At 35.2% G+C, this 23,845-nt stretch carries 19 protein-coding genes; 7 read left to right on the top strand and 12 right to left on the bottom strand.

All coding sequences use genetic code 11. From position 1 onward, the window contains the following. Together HNS40_RS12815 and istB are read left to right on the top strand one after the other, a co-directional pair. A partial coding sequence (locus HNS40_RS12815) for a DDE-type integrase/transposase/recombinase (protein WP_172281403.1) occupies window positions 1-1,037 on the top strand: 1,037 nt, incomplete at its 5' end. 13 nt (window positions 1,038-1,050) lie between these two features. Then, entirely contained in the window at window positions 1,051-1,803 is a 753-nt protein-coding gene (gene istB, locus HNS40_RS12810) for an IS21-like element helper ATPase IstB (protein ID WP_172281401.1), read from the top strand. Window positions 1,804-2,100: 297 nt separating this feature from the next. On the opposite strand, the gene HNS40_RS12805 is transcribed toward istB, so the two are convergent. The 7 genes from HNS40_RS12805 to atpB form a co-directional block, all read right to left on the bottom strand. Continuing rightward, the gene (locus tag HNS40_RS12805) at window positions 2,101-3,747 is read right to left on the bottom strand and encodes a hypothetical protein (protein ID WP_172281399.1); all 1,647 of its coding nucleotides are present in this window, start codon (window positions 3,745-3,747) and stop codon (window positions 2,101-2,103) included. 141 nt (window positions 3,748-3,888) lie between these two features. Next, on the bottom strand, window positions 3,889-4,770 hold the full coding sequence (gene atpG, locus HNS40_RS12800) for an ATP synthase F1 subunit gamma (protein WP_172281397.1): 882 nt from the start codon (window positions 4,768-4,770) through the stop codon (window positions 3,889-3,891). 22 nt (window positions 4,771-4,792) lie between these two features. Beyond that, complete coding sequence (gene atpA, locus HNS40_RS12795) at window positions 4,793-6,373, bottom strand: F0F1 ATP synthase subunit alpha (protein ID WP_172281395.1); 1,581 nt, start codon at window positions 6,371-6,373, stop codon at window positions 4,793-4,795. Between the two features lie 32 nt (window positions 6,374-6,405). Then, window positions 6,406-6,963 (bottom strand): ATP synthase F1 subunit delta, encoded by a 558-nt coding sequence (gene atpH / locus HNS40_RS12790; RefSeq protein WP_172281393.1) that lies wholly within the window; start codon window positions 6,961-6,963, stop codon window positions 6,406-6,408. Window positions 6,964-6,969: 6 nt separating this feature from the next. Beyond that, window positions 6,970-7,470 carry a F0F1 ATP synthase subunit B gene (gene atpF, locus HNS40_RS12785; RefSeq protein ID WP_172281391.1) on the bottom strand — a complete coding sequence of 167 codons (501 nt, stop codon included), beginning with the start codon at window positions 7,468-7,470 and terminating at the stop codon, window positions 6,970-6,972. Window positions 7,471-7,549: 79 nt separating this feature from the next. Continuing rightward, complete coding sequence (gene atpE, locus HNS40_RS12780; protein WP_172281389.1) at window positions 7,550-7,810, bottom strand: ATP synthase F0 subunit C; 261 nt, start codon at window positions 7,808-7,810, stop codon at window positions 7,550-7,552. Between the two features lie 40 nt (window positions 7,811-7,850). Next, window positions 7,851-9,047: a F0F1 ATP synthase subunit A gene (gene atpB / locus HNS40_RS12775; RefSeq protein WP_253916334.1), complete on the bottom strand. Its 1,197-nt coding sequence runs from the start codon at window positions 9,045-9,047 to the stop codon at window positions 7,851-7,853. Between the two features lie 418 nt (window positions 9,048-9,465). On the opposite strand from atpB, the gene HNS40_RS12770 reads away from it, so the two are divergent. After that, on the top strand, window positions 9,466-11,319 hold the full coding sequence (locus HNS40_RS12770; RefSeq protein WP_172281385.1) for a DNA polymerase III subunit gamma/tau: 1,854 nt from the start codon (window positions 9,466-9,468) through the stop codon (window positions 11,317-11,319). A gap of 66 nt (window positions 11,320-11,385) precedes the next feature. Continuing rightward, window positions 11,386-13,437, top strand: a complete 2,052-nt coding sequence (locus HNS40_RS12765; protein ID WP_216663680.1) for a M13 family metallopeptidase — start codon at window positions 11,386-11,388, stop codon at window positions 13,435-13,437. Between the two features lie 149 nt (window positions 13,438-13,586). On the opposite strand, the gene HNS40_RS12760 is transcribed toward HNS40_RS12765, so the two are convergent. Next, window positions 13,587-15,227, bottom strand: a complete 1,641-nt coding sequence (locus HNS40_RS12760; protein ID WP_172281383.1) for a tetratricopeptide repeat protein — start codon at window positions 15,225-15,227, stop codon at window positions 13,587-13,589. A 249-nt stretch (window positions 15,228-15,476) separates the two neighbouring features. Next, on the bottom strand, window positions 15,477-16,067 hold the full coding sequence (locus HNS40_RS12755; protein ID WP_172281381.1) for a hypothetical protein: 591 nt from the start codon (window positions 16,065-16,067) through the stop codon (window positions 15,477-15,479). 311 nt (window positions 16,068-16,378) lie between these two features. Between HNS40_RS12755 and HNS40_RS12750 the strand changes: the two genes are divergently transcribed. Further along, on the top strand, window positions 16,379-17,251 hold the full coding sequence (locus HNS40_RS12750) for an AraC family transcriptional regulator (RefSeq protein ID WP_172281379.1): 873 nt from the start codon (window positions 16,379-16,381) through the stop codon (window positions 17,249-17,251). A 112-nt stretch (window positions 17,252-17,363) separates the two neighbouring features. Here the strand turns inward: HNS40_RS12750 and HNS40_RS12745 are convergent, their stop codons facing one another. The 3 genes from HNS40_RS12745 to HNS40_RS12735 form a co-directional block, all read right to left on the bottom strand. Next, the gene (locus tag HNS40_RS12745; RefSeq protein WP_172281377.1) at window positions 17,364-18,329 is read right to left on the bottom strand and encodes a mevalonate kinase; all 966 of its coding nucleotides are present in this window, start codon (window positions 18,327-18,329) and stop codon (window positions 17,364-17,366) included. Then, window positions 18,329-19,432 carry a diphosphomevalonate decarboxylase gene (gene mvaD, locus HNS40_RS12740; protein WP_172281375.1) on the bottom strand — a complete coding sequence of 368 codons (1,104 nt, stop codon included), beginning with the start codon at window positions 19,430-19,432 and terminating at the stop codon, window positions 18,329-18,331. Before mvaD ends, HNS40_RS12745 begins: the two co-directional genes overlap by 1 nt. Window positions 19,433-19,705: 273 nt before the next feature. Next, window positions 19,706-21,556, bottom strand: coding sequence for a DNA topoisomerase IV subunit B (locus tag HNS40_RS12735; RefSeq protein WP_172281373.1), 1,851 nt, complete (start codon window positions 21,554-21,556; stop codon window positions 19,706-19,708). A 247-nt stretch (window positions 21,557-21,803) separates the two neighbouring features. On the opposite strand from HNS40_RS12735, the gene HNS40_RS12730 reads away from it, so the two are divergent. Then, a complete protein-coding gene (locus tag HNS40_RS12730) occupies window positions 21,804-22,745 on the top strand; it encodes a phosphoribosylaminoimidazolesuccinocarboxamide synthase (RefSeq protein ID WP_172281371.1) in 942 nt (313 codons plus the stop codon). Window positions 22,746-22,857: 112 nt separating this feature from the next. Beyond that, window positions 22,858-23,841: a DUF4249 family protein gene (locus HNS40_RS12725; RefSeq protein WP_172281369.1), complete on the top strand. Its 984-nt coding sequence runs from the start codon at window positions 22,858-22,860 to the stop codon at window positions 23,839-23,841. Window positions 23,842-23,845 lie beyond the last annotated feature (4 nt).

The following is a 23,845-nucleotide window of genomic DNA, read 5'->3' as shown; positions in this document are numbered from 1 at the left end:
TTAGCATACTTCCTGCTAGTCATTATACTTATGTAGAGGCAACTATGAGCCAGAGAAAGGAAGATTTCATCAACTCTATGAATCATTGCTTACAATATTTTGGTGGCGTACCCCAAACTATAGTAACGGATAATTTAAAATCAGCAGTAACAAAATCAAGCAAATACAGTGCGATTTTAAACAAGAGCTTAAAAGATTTGGCTATTCATTATAAAACGAGCATTAATCCCACCAGATCTTATTCGCCACAAGATAAAGCACTTGTTGAAGGAGCTGTGAAATTAGTGTATCAACGTATCTATTATCCTTTGAGCAAACAAACATTCTTTAGCATATCAGAACTAAACAAAGCCATAAAAGAGAAACTGACAGAGTATAATGCTTTTCAAATGAAACAGTTGGGAACAAGTCGGTTTAAACACTTTTCAGACTATGAAAGATCATACCTATCCTCTTTGCCATCACAACCTTATGAATTAAAAGAGTACAAAAAAGCAAAAGTTCAAAAAATGGGCTTTGTATATTTACATGAAGACAAAAACTACTACAGCGTTCCTTTTCGTTATATTGGCAATGATGTTGAAGTACAATATAACTCTGAAGACGTCGAAATATACTGTAAATCGGAGCGTATTGCCAATCATAAAAGGAATTATAAAAGAGGTGCTTACACAAAGAAAGATGACCATTTGAGTAGCTCTCACAAGTTTTATAAGGATTGGAGTCCTAGTTATTTTATAAGCTGGGCCAAGAAATCAGGAGATCATGTAGCGGCTTATACAGAAAAGCTTTTAAATCAAAATTCTTATCCAGAAATAGCCTATAAACAATGCTTAGGTATTATCAACTTAAAGAAAGATTACCCAGAAGAAAGGTTGGATAAAGCTTGTGAAATAGCCATGGATCAGTATAGATATGGCTATCGTATCATTAAAAATATCCTTGCAAATAAAATGGATATATCTGATAATAGCTCAACGACAGATCCACATATAACTGAACATAGTAACATCAGAGGAGCAGAGTTTTATAATTAAAAAAATAGAAATAATGAACAATCAAAATACAATAGAAAAAATGAAACAAATGCGTTTAACAGCTATGGCTGAAATGCATTACACCAATATAGACATCAATATTAACCAACAGTACACAAACGATCAGTATGTTACAATGCTCATAGATCAGGAGTGGGAAAACAAGCAGAATAATAAGATTAAAAACCTCATAAAAAAAGCCAACTTCCGATACCCTGCGACTATCCAAGATATCGATTACTCTGCTCATAGACACCTCGATAGGAATACCTTTGAGAGATTAGCTTTACTTGATTTTATCCGCAATCATGAAAATATAATTATAACAGGTGCTACGGGAACAGGAAAGAGTTATCTGGCTCAGGCTTTAGGTAATCAGGCTTGTATGATGCTTGTGAAAACACTCTATTTCAACACTGCACGACTAATGGATTACTTAAAGCTCACAAGGCTTGAAGGAACTTATACAAAGAATCTTTTAAAAATAGAGAAAGCAGAATTGCTTATTCTTGATGACTTTGGCTTGGCTGCTTTTGATAACCAATCCAGACAAACGTTGATGGATATCTTTGAAAGTAAATATGACCGGAACTCAATAATTGTAGCTTCTCAAATCCCTGTTTCAGGATGGCATGAAATTATTGGGGAAGGAACCATAGCTGATGCTATTTTAGATAGAATTGTTCACTCATCTCATAGAATACAATTGAAAGGAGAATCTCTAAGAAAAAACAAATTAAAATCATCAAAAACAGAAGCAAATTAATGTGAAATATTTAGGAAAATTAATGTGTGAAAATGAAACAAATTAATGTGTAAATTTAGCCTAGAAATTATAGCTGTTCACACTGGCACAATAACGTCGGTATGACTGGCACAATAACGCCGGTATATCCACTAAGTCTTCATTTTTTTTCTTGTCCATATAAAGTGCCCAATATTTGATTATGTATTGTAGATTAATCAGAACACAAAACTACATAAAGAGCTATTTATCAGATTTTTATTTAGAAGACAAAAAGTGGACAATGGTATTAAGGGTAGTGGGATAAAAAGTGGACAATTACATTTTTGACAAGAAAGTGACTAAATTATCATCTCTATTTAGATTTAATTTCTTTCTTAGGCGATATCTAGCTTTTTTGATACTCTCTGCAGATTGGAAAGTAATATCAGCTATTTCTTTGGTGGTCATATTCAATCGTAAGAAAGCGCATAAACGCAATTCATTGGGAGTAAGATCAGGAAAACTATTACTAAGGCTATTATAGAATCCAACATGTACTTCTTGAAACCGGACCTCAAAATCTTCCCAATTATCATCAGATATACTTTTATCTAATTCAATAATAATTTTTCTGATATAATCATTCTCTTGTTGTGAATTATCTATATCTATATTTTTTAGCTTACTTGATATATTTGAAATAAACTCGTTCTTCTTTAATAAGTACATTACATTTGTAGTGAGTTCCTTATTTCTAAATTCTAAGTTTTTAGATAATTTCTCCTTTTCAAGTAATGTATTTTTTTGTTCTAAAGTTTTCCTACGGTTTCTATTTCGTTGAAAAATATAGAGTGACAAAAAAGTAAAGGTAAATACTCCAGCAATTAATAATATTAAGAGATAAGTGACTTCCTTCCTATAATATTTAGCTTCTAATAGTGCTTTCTCTAATACTTGAGCTTTTTGCTCTTCTTCAAATTTATATCTCATCTCCAACAGATCCAATTCTTTGAGCCTATTATATTTACTAATTGAATCTTTAATCTCAATAATATCTTCCAAATAAAAATTGGTAGAAGCTAAATCAGACATTTCCTGAGAGATTTCTTTCAATTGTTCTAAGGCATATAGTTCTTGCAATCTATTAGATTGATCTTTCGCTCTATTCAAGCCTTCTTTAGCTAATTCTAAAGCTTTTGGAAAATTTTTAGACTTTAAATAATAATTGCTAAGGTTATTATATATCCAAGGAAATAATCTAATAAATTGATGCTCATTTGCAATTTCCATACTCATTTGCAAATATTCATAACCCATACTTAATCTTTCTAAACGAAGATAATCGTTACCGATATTAAGATAATTTATGGCCAACCATAGGTAATTATTATTATTGATGTTAATTGATGCCGCTTTTTGATAATAATTGATAGAAAGGCTATCTCCGTATTCGAAAGCATAAGAAATACCTAGATTATTATAAGTTCCTGCTGCCAATGAATCTTGATCATGCCTTAAAAATATACCTAAAGAACGATTATAATAGGATAAAGCATCTTCATTGAACTTTAGATTGCTTTTTAAATTTCCTAATAGATTATAACCTCTAGCCATTAAAATGCTATCCTGTATGGACATGGCATGTTCTAAAGACTGCAGAATTAGATTCTCAGCTAAATCGAATTCATAATCACCATATATTTTAGCCAACCAAAAATTAGAATAGGCCAATCCTTTAATATCCTCTAGTTTTCGAGATAATTCTAACGCTTGTCTTGCATATTTCTCAGATGATTTGATATCTGTCCAACTTGTTTTATCAGCTAATTCCAACAAAAGCTCAAGCTTTAATTTTTCATTATTTGTCTTAAATAATAGAGATGCGAGGCTATCTACCTTAGAATCTTCTGAGGCAAAAGAAGATGATACAAAAACACTTCCAACAATAATTATAATCTGAATGAATCTCAATAAAAATTTCATATCCCTTTTTTGATAGAAGCAAATATAGTTAATAATGCTCAACCTATTCTAAGGGATTTATTCAGGAAAACAAAAAGAGCCACCTTTTCACAAAAGCAGCTCCTCATATATCTAAAACCTCAATAAGAGGAATCTATCTAATTAGGCGTTCTTTAAAGCCTCAGCACCACCTACAATTTCCAGAATTTCACCAGTAATGGCAGCCTGACGCGCTTTATTGTATTTGAGTTTAAGATCACGCAACATCTCCTGAGCATTATCCGTAGCTTGTTGCATAGAAGTCATACGAGCTCCATGTTCTGAGGCAAATGAGTCAAGCAAAGTTTTATAAAACTGCATCCTTAAAATCGTTGGAATTAAGCTTCCTAAAATTTCTTCTTTTGAAGGCTCAAAAAGGTAATTAGATTCTGCTGCACCTTCTGCTTTCTCTGTTTGCAGAACAGGTAATAACTGTTCTGCAGTTACCAATTGTGTAGCTGCATTCTTGAACATATTATAAACCACTACAATCCTATCGTATTCTTTCTTTTTGAATTTGCTTAAGAGCTCCTCAGCCAAAGGGTATATAGTTTCAAATTTTAAATCATCCCAGAAATCATCATAAGAACCCACATGGCGATCTCCCAATTTTGCAAAAGCTTCACTGGCTTTCTTTCCAACGGTTATCACATCTACGTTTCCATTCCGATGTAAATCGCTAAAATTCTCTACCATTAAATGGCGAGTTTTCTTAATGATATTAGCATTAAAAGCTCCACAAAGGCCTCTATTTGAAGTAACGGCAATTAAAAGCACTTTATTCAAAGTTCTCTCCTCACCATATACATTATCTTCACTAGAATTTGCACTCGAGGAAACATTTTGCAATATCTCATTCAACTTATTGGCATAAGGGCGCATATTGACAATAGCATTCTGAGCCCGACGCAACTTACTTGCGGCCACCATTTTCATGGCACTGGTAATTTGCTGGGTCGAATTTACAGAGGCTATCCTCGTTCTTACTTCTTTTAAGCTTGGCATGCTGAAGAATTATGTTTAATATCTATTTAAATCTCTCTGATACAAGTGCTGCAGTGTCTGTTAACACCTTTGTAATATCATCGGTGTATTTTCCAGCAGCAATAGTCTTCAAGGTATCGGCATGATTGGTTTCCAAATGATGTATGTAATCCGCCTGAAAATCTGAAATCTTATTCACAGGAACATCTTTCAATAATCCCTTAGTTCCACAGAAAATGATAGCCACTTGATGCTCCACTTTCATTGGAGAGAATAGATTTTGTTTTAAGATTTCTACGTTTCTCTTACCTTTTTCTAATACGGATAAAGTAGCCTCATCCAAATCGGAACCAAACTTTGCAAAAGCTTCTAATTCACGATATTGAGCTTGATCTAACTTCAAAGTACCCGCCACTTTTTTCATTGGTTTAATTTGAGCATTACCCCCAACTCTAGATACTGAAACTCCCACATTAATCGCTGGGCGAATACCGGAGTTAAACAAATCAGACTCTAAGAAAATCTGACCATCAGTAATAGAAATCACGTTGGTAGGAATATATGCAGAAACATCACCAGCTTGCGTTTCAATAATAGGAAGTGCAGTCAAAGACCCTCCTCCTTTTACTATATCTTTCAAACTTGCAGGCAAATCATTCATCTGACTGGCAATTTTATCATTGTCAATCACCTTAGCAGCACGTTCTAATAATCTTGAGTGAAGATAGAAAACGTCACCAGGATAAGCTTCACGCCCTGGAGGTCTTCTTAATAATAATGATACTTCACGATAAGCAACCGCTTGTTTAGATAAATCATCATAAACCACTAATGCTGGTCTTCCTGTATCACGGAAATACTCACCAATGGCAGCACCAGCAAATGGAGCATAATATTGCATCGCAGCTGGATCAGAGGCCGTAGAAGAAACAATTACGGTATAAGCAAGAGCTCCTTTTTCTTTTAAAACCTGCATGGTATTAGCCACTGTAGAACCTTTTTGTCCAGAAGCTACATAGATACAATATACAGGCTCCCCTCTATCGTAAAACTCTTTTTGATTGATAATGGTATCAATTGCAATAGTTGACTTACCTGTTTGACGGTCACCAATGATTAGCTCACGTTGTCCACGCCCGATAGGGATCATGGCATCAATAGCTTTAATACCTGTTTGTAATGGCTCAGTTACAGGCTGACGATAAATTACACCTGGCGCTTTACGTTCCAAAGGCATTTCATAGGTTTTCCCTTCAATTGGACCTGCACCGTCGATTGGTGCACCCAAGGTATCAATCACACGGCCGAGCATTCCCTCACCTACATTGATGGAAGAAATTAATTTGGTTCTTTTCACCGTATCACCTTCTGTAATGGTATCAGCGTCACCTAATAATACAATTCCAACATTATCTTCTTCAAGATTCAATACAATACCTTTAAGGCCACCTTTTTCAAACTCGACCAACTCGCCAGCTTGAGCATTGGTAAGACCATAAACGCGAGCAATACCATCTCCTACTTGGAGAACAGTACCTACCTCTTCTAATTGTGCTTCATCTTTAAAACCTGCTAACTCTTGTCTTAATATTGCTGATACTTCAGCGGGTTTGATTTGAGCCATATCTCTATATTTTTTTCTTTATTTCTTCTAAATTAAACTTTTCCTACAAAAAGATCTCTCGAAAAATCTTCTTTTAACTTCCTCATTAAAGTACGTGTGCTGGCATCGTATTGATAGTCGCCTACTTTTACGATAAAACCACCTAATAAATCAGCATTTACATTCTCATGCAATACCACTGTTTTACCAGAAATCTTTTTGAGGAGTGCCATGATATCAGCTTTCACTTCTTTATCGATAGAACCAGAAGTAGAAACCCATGCATCAATAAGACCTTTATAATCGTTATATATATTGGTGAATTCTTTAGCGAAATATGCCAAATATTCTTCTCTACTCTTTTTTGCCACCAACATCATAAAACGAAGGCTGATGGGATCAGTACTTTTACCAAAAAGGCTATTCATCACATTTTCCTTTTTCGCCAACTTAATCACCGGGCTTTTGAGCATGTTTTCTAGCTCTTTATTCTCGGCAATAGTTTGAGAAATTAGAAACATATCTTCACCAACTTTTTCCAACTTTTTCTGTTCCAGAGCAAGCTCAAAAAGCGCTTTGGCGTATCTGTTTGCTAAGCGTGTTTGATTCATCTCTATTTAGTTTAGTTGCTTGTCAGCTTCTTTAATCAACTTATCCATCAAATCCTTCTTCTTAGTATCGGCAGATAATTCGGTCTTAATCAATTTCTCTGCAATACTGATAGATAAGTCTGCTACTTCGTTTTTCAACTCGGTAATAGCAGCCACCTTCTCTTGCTGAATGCGTTTTCTTGATTCTTCTACCAATTGTTGACCTTCCAAAGTAGCTTGCTGTTTGGCTTCTTTCAAAATGTCGTCTTTTAAAGCTTTGGCTTCTTTTAAAATTTCGTCACGCTGATTTTTAGCTTCTTTAATTAAAGCCTGATTATCAGACTGAAGTGCTTTCATTTCTTCACGAGCTTTTTTAGCTTCCTCTAAAGAACTGGCAATTTCTTCTTCACGTTCTTTTAATCCTCCTAAAATAGCAGGCCAAATGAACTTAAAAGTGATGAACAGCAATATGCTGAAGGATACCAACATCCAAAATATCAATCCAAAACCGGGACTAACTAATTCCATATATCTTTTTGTTTATAAATGAGCAATTAAAAAATCAAGCATCCTGACCTACCGTCAGGATACTTGAACCAGGGTTCGACTACAAGAATAAAATCAAGAGACAAACCACAATAGCAAAGAAAGCTACACCTTCGATAAGGGCGGCAGCAACAATCATATTTGAACGAATGTCACCAACTGCTTCTGGTTGACGGGCAATGGACTCAACAGCACCACGACCAATCTGACCAATTCCGATACCTGCACCAATAGCAGCGATACCAGCACCAATACCAGCACCTAATTTTGCATAAGGAGCGAAGTCAGCTACAGCTTGCAATAAAATGGTTAATAAAGACATAATTGTTTATTTATTGATTAGTAATATATAATTCTATTTCTTAATGATGCTCTTCTACAGCAGCTCCAAAATAGAGCGCCGATAATAATGTAAATACATAGGCTTGGATAAAAGCAACCAAAAACTCTAGTAATGACATAAAGATAGAAAAAGCAACACTGACAATACTCACACCATATCCAGCTACTGGTGTCATAGCACCGAAAATAAATATCAAGCTCATAAAGCCTAATATGATGATATGACCAGCTGTGATATTAGCAAATAAACGCACCATTAATACGAATGGCTTAGTAAACACCCCCATGATTTCTACGATAGGCATCAATGGAATAGGGAACTTCAACCACCATGGTACACCAGGTGTATTTACAATATGTACCCAATAGTTTTTATTGGCACTTAAAGTAGTAATTACAAAAGTGAATACTGCTAAAACTCCAGTTACCGCAATATTTCCTGTTAAATTCGCTCCTCCAGGAATGATAGGAATCAAACCTAAAAGATTATTAAAGAAGATAAAGAAGAAAATAGTGAGTAAAAATGGAAGGTATTTTTCATATTTCTTTTCGCCAATAGAAGACTTGGCAATATCGTCACGAATAAAAACAATCAAAGGCTCAAAAACACTCTGCATGCCCTTTGGGGCCATTCCTTTTCTAGTTTTATAGCTTTTAGCTACACTGGCAAAAATCCACAGCATTAGAATAATACTGAACCAAAGTGCTACCACATTTTTAGTGATGGAGAAATCTAAAGGTAATCCACCTTCGGTGATTTCCACAATTTCATGATGAACCAAATACTTTTGAGCATCTATATAGGCTATTTTACCTTTATGTCCGCCATCTTGCATAATTGCAAAAGCGTAAGCTACATCAGCACCATGCTCAAGATCATGTATCATCTCTCCGTTAGAATCGAAAAAAACAGGGATTTTATGGTGTGTTTCATGATCTACAAAAGCAGATGACATAAATGACAACAACTGTCCATCGTGGAAAATAAGAATTGGAAGAGGAACAGAAACATGGGTATGACCCCAATTTAGAATGTGCCATTCATAGGAATCTATGACGTGCTCAATAATCATTTTACCAGCGTCGAAAACCTCTTCATCGGCAATTTCATGAATATTTTCTTTATGCTCAGTGGCATGATCAGTATGTGCCATGCTTGATTTAAGGGCAAAACCGCTTATGGTCAGGGCAATTAAAAGTAACTTTATATGCTTCAAAATCATTCTTTTAGGTAAATAATCCAAATCTCAGTTTTCTGGCCTAATTAAACATGTGCAAGTTTACAAAAAAATCTCGTAAATATCACATGAAACAGTGATTTTGGTAGAGAAAGTCCGAAATACAAAAAAAGGGTCGATCCTTCTGGCTTTAACTGGAAATATTTAGCTATATTTTTTGTTGTTTTTATATGCATGCATTTGATTTTTTTATCATGCTATTGGGGTGCTATAGTTTTGTGCAAAGTATCTATAATTTCCTAATTTATAGGACAAGCATCACTTTCAAAAACCAGGAAAGGCCATAACTATTCCTCAAAGGCCATTTTTACTAGAAAATTATCATAACAAAAAAGCAATAAAAATTATCCCCCTCATCTCTCCCATTCATCAAAGATTTTCCTATTTTTGCAATCTTATGGAGAATTTTATTGTTTCGGCGAGAAAATACAGACCAGCAACCTTCGATACCGTGGTGGGGCAACAAAGCATCACCAACACCTTGAAGAATGCCATTAGCACCAATCACTTGGCGCAAGCATACCTATTTACTGGGCCTAGAGGTGTTGGTAAAACAACAACTGCACGTATTTTTGCTAAAACCATTAATTGCATGAACCTCGATGTGGCGAATACCGAAGCCTGTAACGAGTGTGAGTCTTGTAAATCTTTTGCCACTAATTCTTCCTTTAATATATATGAACTCGATGCAGCCTCTAATAATAGCGTAGATGATATTCGTCAACTGGTGGAACAAGTTAGAATCCCTCCTCAGGTTGGTAAATACAAAATCTATATCATAGATGAGGTTCATATGCTATCTACCCAAGCTTTCAATGCCTTTTTGAAGACATTAGAGGAGCCTCCAACTTATGTGAAGTTTATTTTAGCAACTACCGAGCGTCATAAAATTATCCCGACTATTTTATCTCGTTGCCAGGTATTCAACTTCAACAGAATCACCATTAGCGATATGGCTAAACACTTGGCTTATGTGGCCAAAAATGAAGGCGTTACTGCAGAAGAAGATGCACTTCACCTGGTAGCTGAAAAAGCAGATGGTGCTTTAAGGGATGCACTTTCAATATTTGATCAATTAGTGAGCTTTACTTCAGGTCACCTGACCTATGAAAAAGTGGTAGAAAACCTGCACGTATTAGACCAAGATTATTTCTTCAAAATCACCGATGAAATCCTCAAAGGAAATATCAGTAGCGCTTTGGTATTATTGAACCAGATTATTGACAAAGGTTTCGATGGACAACACTTTATCATTGGATTGGGCGAACACTTAAGATCATTAATGATTAGCCGTGACGAAGCTACCATAGATTTGATGGACACTTCTAATAATATAAAGGAAAAATACCGTCAACAAGCTCCTCAGTTTGAAACTGGGTTCCTCATTCGATGTCTTGAGATAAACAATCAGAGCGACATCAATTACAGAACAAGCAATAACAAAAGGCTTCTTCTAGAACTGGGATTGATGCAAATGTGCGGACTGGCCTCTGGCATGTTTGACAAAACTGGGGCTGAAAAAAAAAGGATTGACCTAAAAAAAAATGAAGTTCCAGAAAGCTTATTAACTGATAAACAAGACTTTGCGGACACACTACTTTCTCCCAACATAAACACAAATGTTCCTTCACCTGAAAACACTAGTGTTTCAAGTCCTCAGAAAACAGAGGAAAAAGCTATTGAACCAAGCCCAATACCAAGAGCAGACAGTCAAGAAAATACAGGACCAACAACAAAACCTTCCACAAAAGAAGACAAACCGAAACCATTAAAAAGAAAAATCAATAGAGGATTCAGTCGTGATTTGGGTTACTCATTAAATGATGAAAAAAAGGAAGCGGATGCCGAAGAAGATCCAATAGCCTATATGATAGGGAAAGAGCATATAGCCGAACCTATCGAGAAGGACAAGCTAGATGAGATTATCAATTCATTTATCAATGAATTGGAAGGTCAACCCAGCCTAAAATCGGTTTTACGTTCAGAAAAACCAGCACTAATAAACGACAAAGAAATAGAATTCAAATTCTATAACAAAGCCCAAGAGCAAGATTTGATGAGCCATGCAGAAGTTCTGTTGATGAAACTGCGCACCCAATTAAATAATTACCAGATTAAAATAAAAACTAGTATTTTAGCCACCGAAAATTTCAAGGCTGACGGGCCCATGGAAAAGTTTGAGCAAATGGCTAAAAAGAATCCTAATCTCCGCAAGCTAAAAGATGTACTAAAATTGGAAATCGAATTTTAAGAATCACAAAACAAACAATAGATAATAGTAAAACCACATTTATTGTTAAACCTTAATTAAAAAAAGATGAATTTTACACTCAAAACTTCTATATGGAGTTTGGCATTAGGAATGATATTGTTTTCCTGCAGCTCAGAAACGAGCAAAAAGACAACAAGTACTGCAGTTAAAGCTGTGGACCTAAAGAACATGGATCTCACCGTAAAACCTGGTGACGACTTTTTCCAATACACAAGTGGCGGATGGTTAAAAGACAATCCTGTTCCTGATGATAAAACACAGTATGGTTCTTTTACTGTTTTGTCTGACGAAAATCAAAAACAATTAAAAGCACTCATTTTGGAAGCTGCTGAAGCAGACGCTCCAAAGGGTAGTATTGCTCAAAAAATTGGTGATTTTTATAATAGCGGAATGGATACCACTGCAATCGATGCACTAGGAATGAAACCTATTCAGCCTGCCATTGACAAAATTAATGCGGTAAAATCTAAAGAAGAAATCCTTCCTTTGGTTGCCGAAATGCAATTGAGCGGAATCAACCCTTTATTTTATTTCTTTGGTTCACAAGATGACCAAAACAGTTCTATGATGATTGCTAACTTCTACCAAGGTGGCTTAGGCTTACCAGATAGAGATTATTATACCAGCGAAGATGCACAAAGTACCGAAATGCGTGCCGCTTACGTGGACCATATGGTTACCATGCTAAAACTAGCTGGATATTCTGATAAAGAGGCACAAAAAATGGCTGTTTCAATCATGTCCTTCGAAACTCGTTTGGCTACTGCCTCTTTAACACGTTTAGAAAACAGAGACCCATTCAGAACTTATAATAAAATGCCTGTTACCGATCTTCAAAAGATGGCTCCAGGAACCAATTGGGATCAATATTTTTCTACTTTAGGCTTTGATAAACTTGAGGAAATCAATGTTCGTCAGACCGGTTTTATTACTGAAGTTGCCCAAATGGTAGATCAAGAAAAAATAGATACTTGGAAAAACTATTTAATCTGGAATCAAATTAACAGATCGGCTAATTATTTAAGCTCTGATTTTGAAAAAGCTGACTTTGACTTCTACGGTACTGTATTAAGCGGTCAGCAAGCTCAAAGACCAAGATGGAAAAGAGTTTTGGGTTCTACAAGTGGTTCTATGGGCGAAGCTATTGGCAAACTATATGTTGAAAAGCATTTCCCACCACAGGCTAAAGAGAGAATGATTGACTTAGTTGCAAACCTAAGAGTTTCTTTAGGTAATAGAATTGACCAATTAGAGTGGATGAGCGACAGTACAAAAGTATTGGCTCATGCTAAATTAAATGCTATTAGTGTTAAAGTTGGATATCCTGATAAATGGATGGATTATAGTAAACTTGATATTGAAGCAGGTCATTATTATGCAAATATTACCAATGCTAGAGTTTTCTCAGTAAAAGAAGAATTAGCAAAAATTGGCAAACCTTACGACAAAAGCGAATGGGGAATGACTCCTCAAACTGTGAATGCTTATTACAGTCCTAATGCCAATGAGATAGTTTTCCCAGCCGCTATTCTTCAGCCTCCATTCTTTTTTATGGAAGAAGATGACGCTGTAAATTATGGTGCTATTGGAGTGGTTATTGGCCATGAAATGACACATGGTTTTGATGACCAAGGACGTAACTTTGACAAAGATGGAAACTTGAATAATTGGTGGGCTGAGTCTGATGCAAAAGCATTTGAAGCCAAGTCACAATTACTAATCGACCAATACAATGCTTTTGTTGAGTTGGATACTTTACATGTTGATGGCCAATTAACATTAGGTGAAAATATTGCTGACTTCGGTGGTTTGAACATTGCTTGGGAAGCATTCCAAGAAACAGAGCAAGCTAAAAGCACTGAGAAAATTGATGGATTTACTCCACAACAAAGATTCTTCCTTTCTTATGCTGGTGTTTGGCGTTCCAACATCCTCGACAAAGAATTAGCTCGTAGATTAAAAGAAGATGTACACTCTCCTGGTGATGCCAGAGTAAATGTACCTTTATACAATATGGATGTTTTCTATGAAGCCTTTGGTGTAAAAGAAGGTGACAAATTGTATATAGCTCCAGAAGATAGAGCTGTGATTTGGTAGAACAAATATTAAGATATTTTTGAGTAGGCCTTCCATTTTGGAGGGCCTTTTTGTATAAAAGCACAAGTTTATCACTGTGCTTATCAAAGCTTAACAAATGAACATCATTCAGATTTACACAAACCAAGAACTCGTGAATCATTATTAAATTACTTCTTTATCTTTCTAATTACCCTACGATGAATCACCCCTTCAAAATATTGATGAGCAGGAAATATTAATGCAGCAATGATAACATTAAATCCTAATTTAATGGCAGGAGCTCCACCAGAATACATATCAACCCAAGGGTCAAGAGCGACCAAAAGGAATTCAAAAAAAAGTAAGAAGGTGAGAAATATCAATCCTTGCGCTTGTTTCTCAGAAACGTGTATGATGCCCATAACAAGAATAGCAGCAGCTAGTATCAAAAGGGCTATAAATATCAATGTATATTGAATACTATTTCTTCTGCTCTTTTCCTCTTGTGCAATCTTTTCTTCTTCTTTCAGAAGCTGTTCCTTTATTAAATTCTCCTGAGCTATTTCATACCTAGTCTGCATCCTTACACTAGCTTTGATATTATCACTACTCTTAATGCTATCCATCATCTCATGGTAAATCTCGAAATAAACCAATGCGCTATCCATCTGATTTTGTGTTTTAAAAATAGAATATAATAAATGAGACGCATCCCGTAAATTCTTTTTATAACCCAGTTCTGAGGCAATACCATAAGCTGTTCTACCACAAGACAAGGCATTTTGATAATCCTCCTCTTTATAGTAATTCAGACCTAAATTATGAATAGTATAACCTTCTCCATCTTTTACGCCTAGTCCACTATACAATTCTGAAGATTTTTTAAGATTAGTTTCCGCTTCGCTATAATTGCCCATAAGTGTTAATACCAGCCCAACATTACCATAAGACTCAGCCATCTGCCGAGGATTCCCCATCCTATTTCTTATTTTCAGAGCTAGCAAATGAGTTTCCAATGCCTTTTCATAATCATTCATGTCCATATAAATGGAGGCAATATTATTATAAGAATAGCCCATTCCCACACTATCTTTTATTTCTTCCTTTAACTTTAGACTTTTAGTGTAATTTTCGAAAGCCAATTCATCATCTCCCAAATCTTGATAAGCAGCTCCAATATTATTCAATACTTCTGCCCTACCATTTTTATTATTATTCTTTTCCCTGATAGCCAATGCTTTAAAATAATAGTCTAAGGCCTTTTTATAATCTCCTTGATTATCATAAATATATGCCAGGTTATTTAAGATGGCCGCCTTCCCATAATCTAAATTAATTTCTTCAAAACAAGCCAAACTTTGCTCATAATAGTCTATAGCTTTTGGAATATCCACCTTAAAATTATTATAAATAAAACCAATATTATTTAGCGTTATCCCCATTCCTTCCTTGTCACCTAATTCTTCAAGTATTTCATTGGCATTAACATATAAATGTAGTGCAGTATCGATTTTACCCATATCATTATAATAGCTTCCAATATTACTAATCGCCAAAGCCATCATAGCATGGTAAGCTTTTTCTTCGGTTTTGTTTTTTGCATGATTCATATTCTCTTTAGTAATGTCATAAGCTGAAAGACTATAGGCATGCATACTATCTGTACTCATCACATACATTTGATCAGCTATCTGTAAGAGAAGTTTCACATAGGTGGTATCCTTGTTTTCTGGATTTAACTCCAGTTTTAAGGAATCAATTTGTGATGCATTAACAATAAATGAAAGAAAAAGAAAATGAATTAGGAAAAAACCAACACGAAGCCTCATAGTTTATGATTAAAGAATATATATCTGTTTATATCAAACAAATATATATTTCAATGTTTTTCAACACCTTAAAAATAACAAATTGATGCTAAAAATTAACATTCACTATTTTCCAATTCCTATCAAAATTACTCCCGAGAAAAGAGTTATCTATATGGATATCTAGTATATAGTGCAAATATACTGGCACAAAAAAAACCAGAGCCGAAGCCCCAGTTTTCCATCAAAACAAATCGTATGTTATTTTTCTTAAGGAATATAAATATTGTCAACAAAGGTTCTTCCCTCTTTAGTTAATACTATAGTATAATTACCTTTCAAACTACTTGAGAAATCATAAGTTCTGTTAATAGCCTTTGCATCCTGTAATAACTCCCTAAAGGCCAAATCATCATTCTCATAATAGACTTTAACATCTACCTTTTGATTTTCTATGGCATCATTACTAATATGCACCAACTGATCATTCACCACAATTTTAGGCTTAACGATACTATATTCTTCAGCAGCTACAAACTCAGCTATACTTTTATTCACTGAGAATGGAATCACTTTAATTTTCTCTTCGCTATCCAACTCAAAATAATAGTCCGCATCTGGAAGCGTGCTGAAATCCAATAATTTTGAAACTATACCGCTATTATTTATGGTCTCTTGATAGAGCGTAATACCATCTTCATCTTTGATAGAAAAATGAGTTCCCTCACTAATTTGTTGGATTTTAACCAAACTCTTAGCATTTACATCATTGCTTGAAAATGTAATTACTTCGCCCGCATAAGTATACAAGGCTGTAAATAGTGCTAGAATTACTAGACTTTGTTTCATTACGTTTTTCATTTGTTACTTTTTTAGTTTTTAACTGTCAAATGGAACCGCAGGATGAAAAATAATCATTGGAATATATATTTAATAATTATTTTTATCATGCTTGTTTCATGATCGTTTTCTTTTTAATTAATAATTTATAACGAGGCAAATGTAGGACCGTTTTCTTATTTAGAATGCATCAATATTGACCAATATATTTGCTATTTTAACCCTACTTTAATGTTAAATAATTATTAATGTTAATATAGTACACTTTATGGTTAAATTTGCATATTTAATCTACGATAATTGCTTTATCTTTGAATAAGAATTAATAGAATATGAATACACAGAAACCAGCATTAGAGCATATCAACACTGGCTTTGGAAGCTCTCTAAAAGTACTACAACACTCTGGTCATGACATGGTGAATCAAGCCTCTTGGCATATTCACCCAGAAGTTGAACTTGTTTATATAAACAAAGGACAAGGAAAAGTACATATAGGTAATCACCTCTCTTATTTTAACCGCAGCCAGCTCTTATTATTAGGTGCTAATTTACCTCACCATGGTTTTAGCGATAGACTAACAACTAAAGGATCGGAAACCATAGTACAATTTAAGCCCGATTTTTTTGGAGAACACTTTTTAAGCCTTCCCGAAATGAAATCGATTAATATTTTATTGGAAAGAGCCAAAAAGGGGGTGAAGTTTCATAGAGAGACTAAAAAAATAGTAGGCCCAATGTTTGAGGAGCTTTATAAATCTGAAGGTTTAAAGAGAATTATCTTACTTTTAGAAATACTAAGCGAACTCACCTCCTCTAAAGATTATACCATTTTAAATGCCGATGGCTATGCACTTGAGATTAGCCCACAGGACAGCAATAAAATCGACCTTATCTATAAGCATATTAATAAAAATTTTGAAAGGCCAATTAGCCTAGGTGAAATTGCTAATAAGGCCAGCATGACTGTCCCTGCTTTTTGTCGCTATTTTAAAAAGACAACCGGAAAAACCTTCACCAAGCTGGTGAATGAATACCGAATTGTTCATGCGACTAAGTTATTATTAGAAAGCAACAGTAGCATTACCGATATCAGCTATGAATGTGGCTTTAATAACTTTTCCCATTTCAATAAACTATTTAAGGAGTTTACTGGAACAAGTGCATCGCAATATCGCAAGGAGACTAAGTTGGTGGTGCAGTAGATTAGGTAATGAAATAATGATTGAATGGGTGAATGATTGAATAAGGACCGAGGTCAATTGCACAATTTCATCTCCTTGTGCCATCGTGGCCATACAACAATACACATTTACCCTAAGAATTCCGATAAACAGGAATCATCTCCACACCCCTATCGGCAAGGCTTTGACGGGCTTTGTCATAATCTTGGGCAAAACCTAACATAAACCCTCCGCCACCGGAGCCACAGAGCTTCATACTGTAATCACCTGAATTTAAGCCATGTGACCAAACTTGACTAATCGATTCGGGTATCATTCTTTGAAAATGGTCGAACTCTATATGGCTCAATTTACTCAAGGACTCAAAGAACTCATTTCCTCTACCAGCTAATAAACTTTCGATGCATTCATTATTTGTAGGGATAAACTCCTCATTTACCATCCTCTTAAAATCTTCCTCTTTATAATTCTCCAAAAAATGTTTCACCAAAGGGGCTGTTTTACCTGGCTTACCACTATTGATTAAAAAGATAGCTCCATCCTTATTAAACTTATTTCGGGGGATGGCAACGGTTTCTATTTCGTTATTGGATTGAATAAGCAGTGGATATTGGATATAGCAGTTGAGAGGGTCGAGTCCGGAAGACTTGCCATGGAAGAAAGCTTCCATTCGACTGAAAATATCCTTTAATCTGAAAATACTCTTCGGACTTAATCTTCTATCGCTTTTTATTTTCTCTTCGGCATAGTTATCGTAAATAGCGGCCACCAAAGCGCCACTACTTCCTACTCCATATCCCTGCGGAATACTGCTTTCAAAATACATGCCTTTATCAATATCACGGTGTAGTTTTGTCAAATCCAAAAAACATCCAGCTCCATTATTCTCTTGTAGTTCTACCAGATGATTGGCATATTCTTTTAAGGAGCGATTACTTTCTTTGGCCCATTCAAAATCGGTATATTTATATTTGCTAATAAAGCTCAACTCCCCTTTAAAATGAGAATAAGGGATGGTTAAGGCCATGGAATTAAAAATAACCCCATACTCCCCAAACAATAATATCTTTCCGTAAAAAACGTTGCTCTTCTGTATCATTAGATCAATTTTTCTGGCCCTTTGCCCATACTATCATAAATAATCTGATGTTGATGACAAAGTGGTTTGAGTTCTTTCTCAATAAATTGAACCACCTCCAATTCATCCTTTTTTCCATAGATCAAATGAACATTGGGTCCGGCATCCAAAGTAAAGCATAAAAAATGACGGGTTTGTGATCTATAATTCTTAATCAATTGCAAAATTTTCAAGGTCTCGGGTTTCATTAAAATGAACCAAGGATCGGAAGCCATCATTAAAGCATGCAAACTCAAGGCCTCTGCTTCCACAACTTTAATAAAAGCCTCTTTATCTCCTTCCACCATGGCTTGAGCCAAGACTTTCATATGACGATCTGCCTGAGCTAATCTATCATCGCCATAAGGATGTCCTTCCATTAAGGAATGCCCAAGGCTAGAGCTCACTTCTTTTTGACCATTGTCTACTATTAAAATAGCATCGCTCAAATTTTCGAATGTAGCATCTACTTTTCCAGAAAAAGGAACCGCAAATTTATTATCCGTGTTTTCTTGAATCGACTTAGCATCTCCCCAAATGGCATAGCCACCATAAACGGAACGTGAAGCACTACCGCTTCCCAAACGTGCCAAATAACTGGCCTTATGAAAAAAGTCATCTTCTTTCTTAGGGCAAGAAAAGAAAGTCCTTTCCATATCGACCAAACAAAGAGCCAAAGCAGCCATAGCAGAAGCTGAGGAGGCAATTCCTGCAGAATGCGGAAAGCTATTATGAGTATAAATTCGTAAATCGAGTTGATTGAGATAGGGATAGATGGAGTCTAATGAATCGATGAACTTCCAGATACGTTTGGCAAAGGCTTCATTTGCTTTTCCTTCGAAATAAAATTCACGCTGAGGTTTCCCTTTTGCTACTTGATATTGTATGGATGTCTCGGTAAAAGATTCGGATAAACACATGCTCAAACTGGCGTTTTTGGGTAATTGTGTTCCATATTTCCCCCAATACTTTACCAAAGCAATATTGCTAGGGCTTTTCCATTTCACTTCTCCTTCTTGGATATTCTCTGGCAAAACCAAGCCTGGATTTTCGTAATAGTCGTTCAAAGCTTTTCTTTTTTGCAAAAATATTGATTTTATGGCAATGATTTTTCTTAAATAAGAATTAAATATTTAAGCCCAAGATAAATTCTTATCATTTTCCAAATGAATTAATGCTAACATAAATCTTTATTCTCAAAGAAACATCTGACTATTGAACAATGACCAAATTTCACCACTATGGACACAAAGGGCATCACAAAGGATTAATTAATAAAACCTAAGCTAATTCAGCTTTGAGCCTTCCTTATTTACCTTTGTAGTTGAACTTTTTTAATTTCTTTTTTACAAGTTTATTTAGGCCACAGCATCATCCACAATCTCATTTTCTTCCACCTTCAAGTTGTCGATAATAAATTCTTGTCGATCAGGAGTATTCTTACCCATATAAAACTGAAGGAGGTTGGTTACCGCAGAATCCTTTTTCAGAATAACTGGATCTAATCTAATATCATTGCCAATAAAGTATTTAAATTCATCAGGAGAAATCTCACCTAATCCTTTAAATCGAGTGATTTCTGGTTTTCCTCGCAACTTCTCTATGGCTTTTTTCCTTTCCTCATCGGAATAGCAATAATAGGTTTTCTTTTTATTACGAACACGGAATAGAGGAGTCTGCAGGATATAAAGATGACCACGTTTAATCAGGTCAGGATAGAACTGCAAGAAAAAGGTGAGTAAAAGGAGTCGGATGTGCATTCCATCTACATCGGCATCAGTAGCGATTACGATATTATTATATCGTAGATTATCCATGTCTTCATCAATATTTAAAGCTGCCTGCAGCAAATTAAATTCTTCATTCTGATAAACAATCTTCTTACTCAAACCGTAGCTGTTCAATGGCTTTCCTTTCAAACTAAAAACCGCTTGAGTATTCACATCACGGGATTTTGTAATTGAACCACTCGCCGAATCTCCCTCTGTAATAAACAAAGTAGATTCTAGGCGACGTTCGTGTTTACTACTCAACTGAACCCTACAATCTCTCAATTTCTTATTATGCAAACTGGTTTTCTTGGCACTGTCTTTTACCAGCTTTTTAATACCAGCCATCTCCTTACGCTCTTTCTGATTTTGCATAATCTTATTCAGAAGGGCTTCTGCTGTTTCTGGGTTTTTGTGAAGATAGTTATCCAGGTTCACCTTCACCAAATCGTTAATGAAATTACGTACCGTTTGCCCATCGGGCTCCATATACTGGCTCCCCAGTTTGGTTTTGGTCTGCGATTCAAAAACAGGCTCTTGAACTTTCAAACTTAATGCAGCAACAATTGAAGTTCTGATATCGCTTGGCTCAAAAGTTTTATTATAAAATTCTCTGATGGTTTTTACTATGCTTTCTCTAAATGCATTTTGGTGGGTTCCACCTTGAGTGGTATGCTGACCATTTACAAAAGAATAATACTCTTCACCATATTGACGAGCATGGGTAAAAGCAAATTCAAAATCCTCAAATTTCATGTGAATAATGGGATAACATAAAGTGGCATCCAATTCATTTTGTAAAAGGTCTAGGAGCCCATTTTTTGCGACAAATTTACTTCCATTAAAACTAATGGTTAAACCATTATTGAGGTAGGCATAATTCCAGAGCATCTTTTCAATATAGTCACTGATATACCTGAAATTTCCAAATAGATTAGTATCTGGGATAAATGTAATTTTAGTACCTGGTTTTTCTTCACTATCCTCTATTTCTCTATCTTCAATTAATTCGCCACGATGAAATACCGATATTTTCGTTTTTCCTTCGCGAATAGACTGGACTTCGAAATAAGAAGACATGGCATTTACAGCCTTGGTTCCAACACCATTGAGTCCAACAGCCTTTTTAAAGACTTTACTATCATACTTGGCTCCAGTATTAATCTTAGAAACACAAGCATTCACCATTCCCAAAGGAATTCCACGACCATGATCACGAACCATTACTTTTCGGTCCTGTATCTCCACCTCGATATGCCTACCATTTCCCATGACAAATTCATCGATGGAGTTATCGAGTATTTCCTTAAGTAAAACATAAATACCATCATCGTGGGCAGAACCATCTCCAAGCTTACCAATATACATTCCGGGCCTGAGTCGGATATGCTCTTTCCAATCGAGTGATTTTATACTAGATTCATTATAGTTTTCAGACATCGCAAAAAATTTAGGCAAAAATAGCGGAAAGTATTGATATTGCTATCCTCCAAAAGGAAAACTTACAAACATAATCTGTTGAAAACGAATATTTATAGTAAAATTAACAGGAAATCAAGAATCTCTACTCCGCTTCAAACGCTATAAAATATTTACATAAAATTTAACGCCTTGATTTTTAAAAAAACCTCCATTATTTAACTGGAATCCATTATTTTTGCCAAAACAAAATCAAGCAAAAAAAACTATGAACACCATCATTCAATCAGATTTCAATTTCCCAGGTCAAACTAAGGTTTACAAAGGCAAAGTCAGAGATGTATATTCTATAGGCGAAGATATTTTAGTGATGCTGGCTAGCGACCGTATTTCGGCCTTCGATGTCGTATTACCAAAGGGCATTCCTTACAAAGGTCAAGTATTAAACCAAATTGCTTCTAAGTTTTTAGATGCAACTGCTGACATCGTACAGAATTGGAAAACAGCATCTCCCGATCCACAAGTAACCATAGGCGTAAAATGCGAGCCATTTCCAATCGAAATGATCATTAGAGGATACTTAACTGGAAGCAGTTGGAGAACCTATAAAAAAGGTGCTAGAGAAATTTGTGGTGTCCCCATTCCTGATGGTATGAAAGAGCATCAAGCTTTTCCAAGTCCTATCATCACCCCTACCACTAAAGCAGATATGGGATTGCATGACGAAGATATCTCTAAAGAAGAAATCTTAAAACAAGGATTGGTTAGCCCTGAAGATTACGCTTTATTGGAGAAATATACTGCTGAATTATTCCAAAGAGGTAGTGAAATTGCTGATGAAAAAGGCTTGATTTTAGTGGATACTAAATATGAGTTCGGAAAGAAAAATGGAGAAATCTATCTAATTGATGAGATTCACACTCCAGATTCTAGCCGTTATTTCTATAAAGATGGATATCAAGAAAGATTCGACAAGGGTGAAAACCAAAAACAATTGTCAAAAGAGTTTGTGAGAGAATGGTTAATGGAAAATGGTTTCCAAGGTCAAGAAGGACAAGCTATTCCTGAAATGACTGATGAGTTTGTTCAATCAGTTTCTGAGCGTTATATTGAGCTTTACGAAATGATTACAGGTGAGAATTTCGTAAAAGGAGATGTTAACGAGCTTTTGAATAGAGTTGAAAAGAACATCAACGATTATTTAGCCTAGAGCTTAATCATTTTACAATAACAGAGGTGAGGTTTTAAACAAAATCTCACCTCTGTACGTTTGATACCAATATTATTTCTATATTTGAGCTGCCATAAACCCATACCGGCTCATGAAAAATTATTTCTATATTATTTTTCTTGCAATATTATTCTGCACTTCCTGCAGTAAAGGAATTAGATTCTTAGAGGATTACAAAGAGAAAGTTATTGTATACGGTCTCATTGATCCATGCGACAGTATCAGCTACATCCGTATCGAGAGAGCCTTTTTCTCAGAAGGAAACATTCTTGAAGACGCACAAGTTCAAGACTCCAATCAATTCACTTATAAATTAGATGTAAAACTCAAACAGGGTAATAAAACCATTACTTTTGATACCATAACTATCTTCAATAAAGAAGGTGGAATATTTTATGCTCCAAAAATGCTATTATATCATGCGGTAACTAAAGATTTACTCAACACCACTGACTCCCTATATTTAGAGATCTTCAATCCAAAAACAAAAGAATTTACCACTTCTTCAACTATTTTACATGATGGAGATTTAATAGATTTTGTTTATCCGGTCATATCTATTGCATTTGAGCATCAGTATTATATCCAATTTGAAAGCCTACCCAATACAAGGTATTACACATTAGATCTTAGATTTCATTATATGGAACAAACCCCTGGAGACAATAGCTCAAGAAGGTATGATTCTATTGACTGGACCTTCGACCCCTATTTTACTCAAAATTCAGATGGAGGAGAGCAAGTAAAGTTCTATCAATGGGGAGAGACTTTTTACGATTTAGTAGTGGAACAAGTGGGACCTACAGAAGTACTTGATAGATATTTTGGAAATGTAGAACTAAGAATAACATCAGGAGATATTGTTCTTAGAAATTATTTTGAAGCCAACAAGCCTGACCATTCAGTGATTGGCAACCAACTACAACAATACCAATACTCAAATATAAAAAATGGTCATGGTATATTTGCTGCAAGGTCAGGAAATGGAGGAGAATACATATTACACCTTAGAACCATTAATCGTTTGAGAAACATACCAAATTTGAATTTTATTGGAGGCATTCCAAAAGATTAAAGAT

Origin of the sequence: Lentimicrobium sp. S6 (assembly GCF_013166635.1) — a bacterium.
Taxonomy (GTDB): domain Bacteria; phylum Bacteroidota; class Bacteroidia; order Bacteroidales; family UBA12170; genus UBA12170.
The sequence above is the reverse complement of the archived record's forward strand: the minus strand, read 5'-3'. Positions and strand labels throughout refer to the sequence as shown.

What these genes read in the sequence shown, in the direction of transcription:
- istB (WP_172281401.1), top strand. Translation starts at nt 1,051, where the DNA reads ATGAACAATCAAAATACAATAGAAAAAATGAAACAAATGCGTTTAACA.
- HNS40_RS12805 (WP_172281399.1), bottom strand. Translation starts at nt 3,747, where the DNA reads ATGAAATTTTTATTGAGATTCATTCAGATTATAATTATTGTTGGAAGT.
- atpG (WP_172281397.1), bottom strand. Translation starts at nt 4,770, where the DNA reads ATGCCAAGCTTAAAAGAAGTAAGAACGAGGATAGCCTCTGTAAATTCG.
- atpA (WP_172281395.1), bottom strand. Translation starts at nt 6,373, where the DNA reads ATGGCTCAAATCAAACCCGCTGAAGTATCAGCAATATTAAGACAAGAG.
- atpH (WP_172281393.1), bottom strand. Translation starts at nt 6,963, where the DNA reads ATGAATCAAACACGCTTAGCAAACAGATACGCCAAAGCGCTTTTTGAG.
- atpF (WP_172281391.1), bottom strand. Translation starts at nt 7,470, where the DNA reads ATGGAATTAGTTAGTCCCGGTTTTGGATTGATATTTTGGATGTTGGTA.
- atpE (WP_172281389.1), bottom strand. Translation starts at nt 7,810, where the DNA reads ATGTCTTTATTAACCATTTTATTGCAAGCTGTAGCTGACTTCGCTCCT.
- HNS40_RS12770 (WP_172281385.1), top strand. Translation starts at nt 9,466, where the DNA reads ATGGAGAATTTTATTGTTTCGGCGAGAAAATACAGACCAGCAACCTTC.
- HNS40_RS12765 (WP_216663680.1), top strand. Translation starts at nt 11,386, where the DNA reads ATGAATTTTACACTCAAAACTTCTATATGGAGTTTGGCATTAGGAATG.
- HNS40_RS12760 (WP_172281383.1), bottom strand. Translation starts at nt 15,227, where the DNA reads ATGAGGCTTCGTGTTGGTTTTTTCCTAATTCATTTTCTTTTTCTTTCA.
- HNS40_RS12755 (WP_172281381.1), bottom strand. Translation starts at nt 16,067, where the DNA reads ATGAAAAACGTAATGAAACAAAGTCTAGTAATTCTAGCACTATTTACA.
- HNS40_RS12750 (WP_172281379.1), top strand. Translation starts at nt 16,379, where the DNA reads ATGAATACACAGAAACCAGCATTAGAGCATATCAACACTGGCTTTGGA.
- HNS40_RS12745 (WP_172281377.1), bottom strand. Translation starts at nt 18,329, where the DNA reads ATGATACAGAAGAGCAACGTTTTTTACGGAAAGATATTATTGTTTGGG.
- HNS40_RS12735 (WP_172281373.1), bottom strand. Translation starts at nt 21,556, where the DNA reads ATGTCTGAAAACTATAATGAATCTAGTATAAAATCACTCGATTGGAAA.
- HNS40_RS12730 (WP_172281371.1), top strand. Translation starts at nt 21,804, where the DNA reads ATGAACACCATCATTCAATCAGATTTCAATTTCCCAGGTCAAACTAAG.
- HNS40_RS12725 (WP_172281369.1), top strand. Translation starts at nt 22,858, where the DNA reads ATGAAAAATTATTTCTATATTATTTTTCTTGCAATATTATTCTGCACT.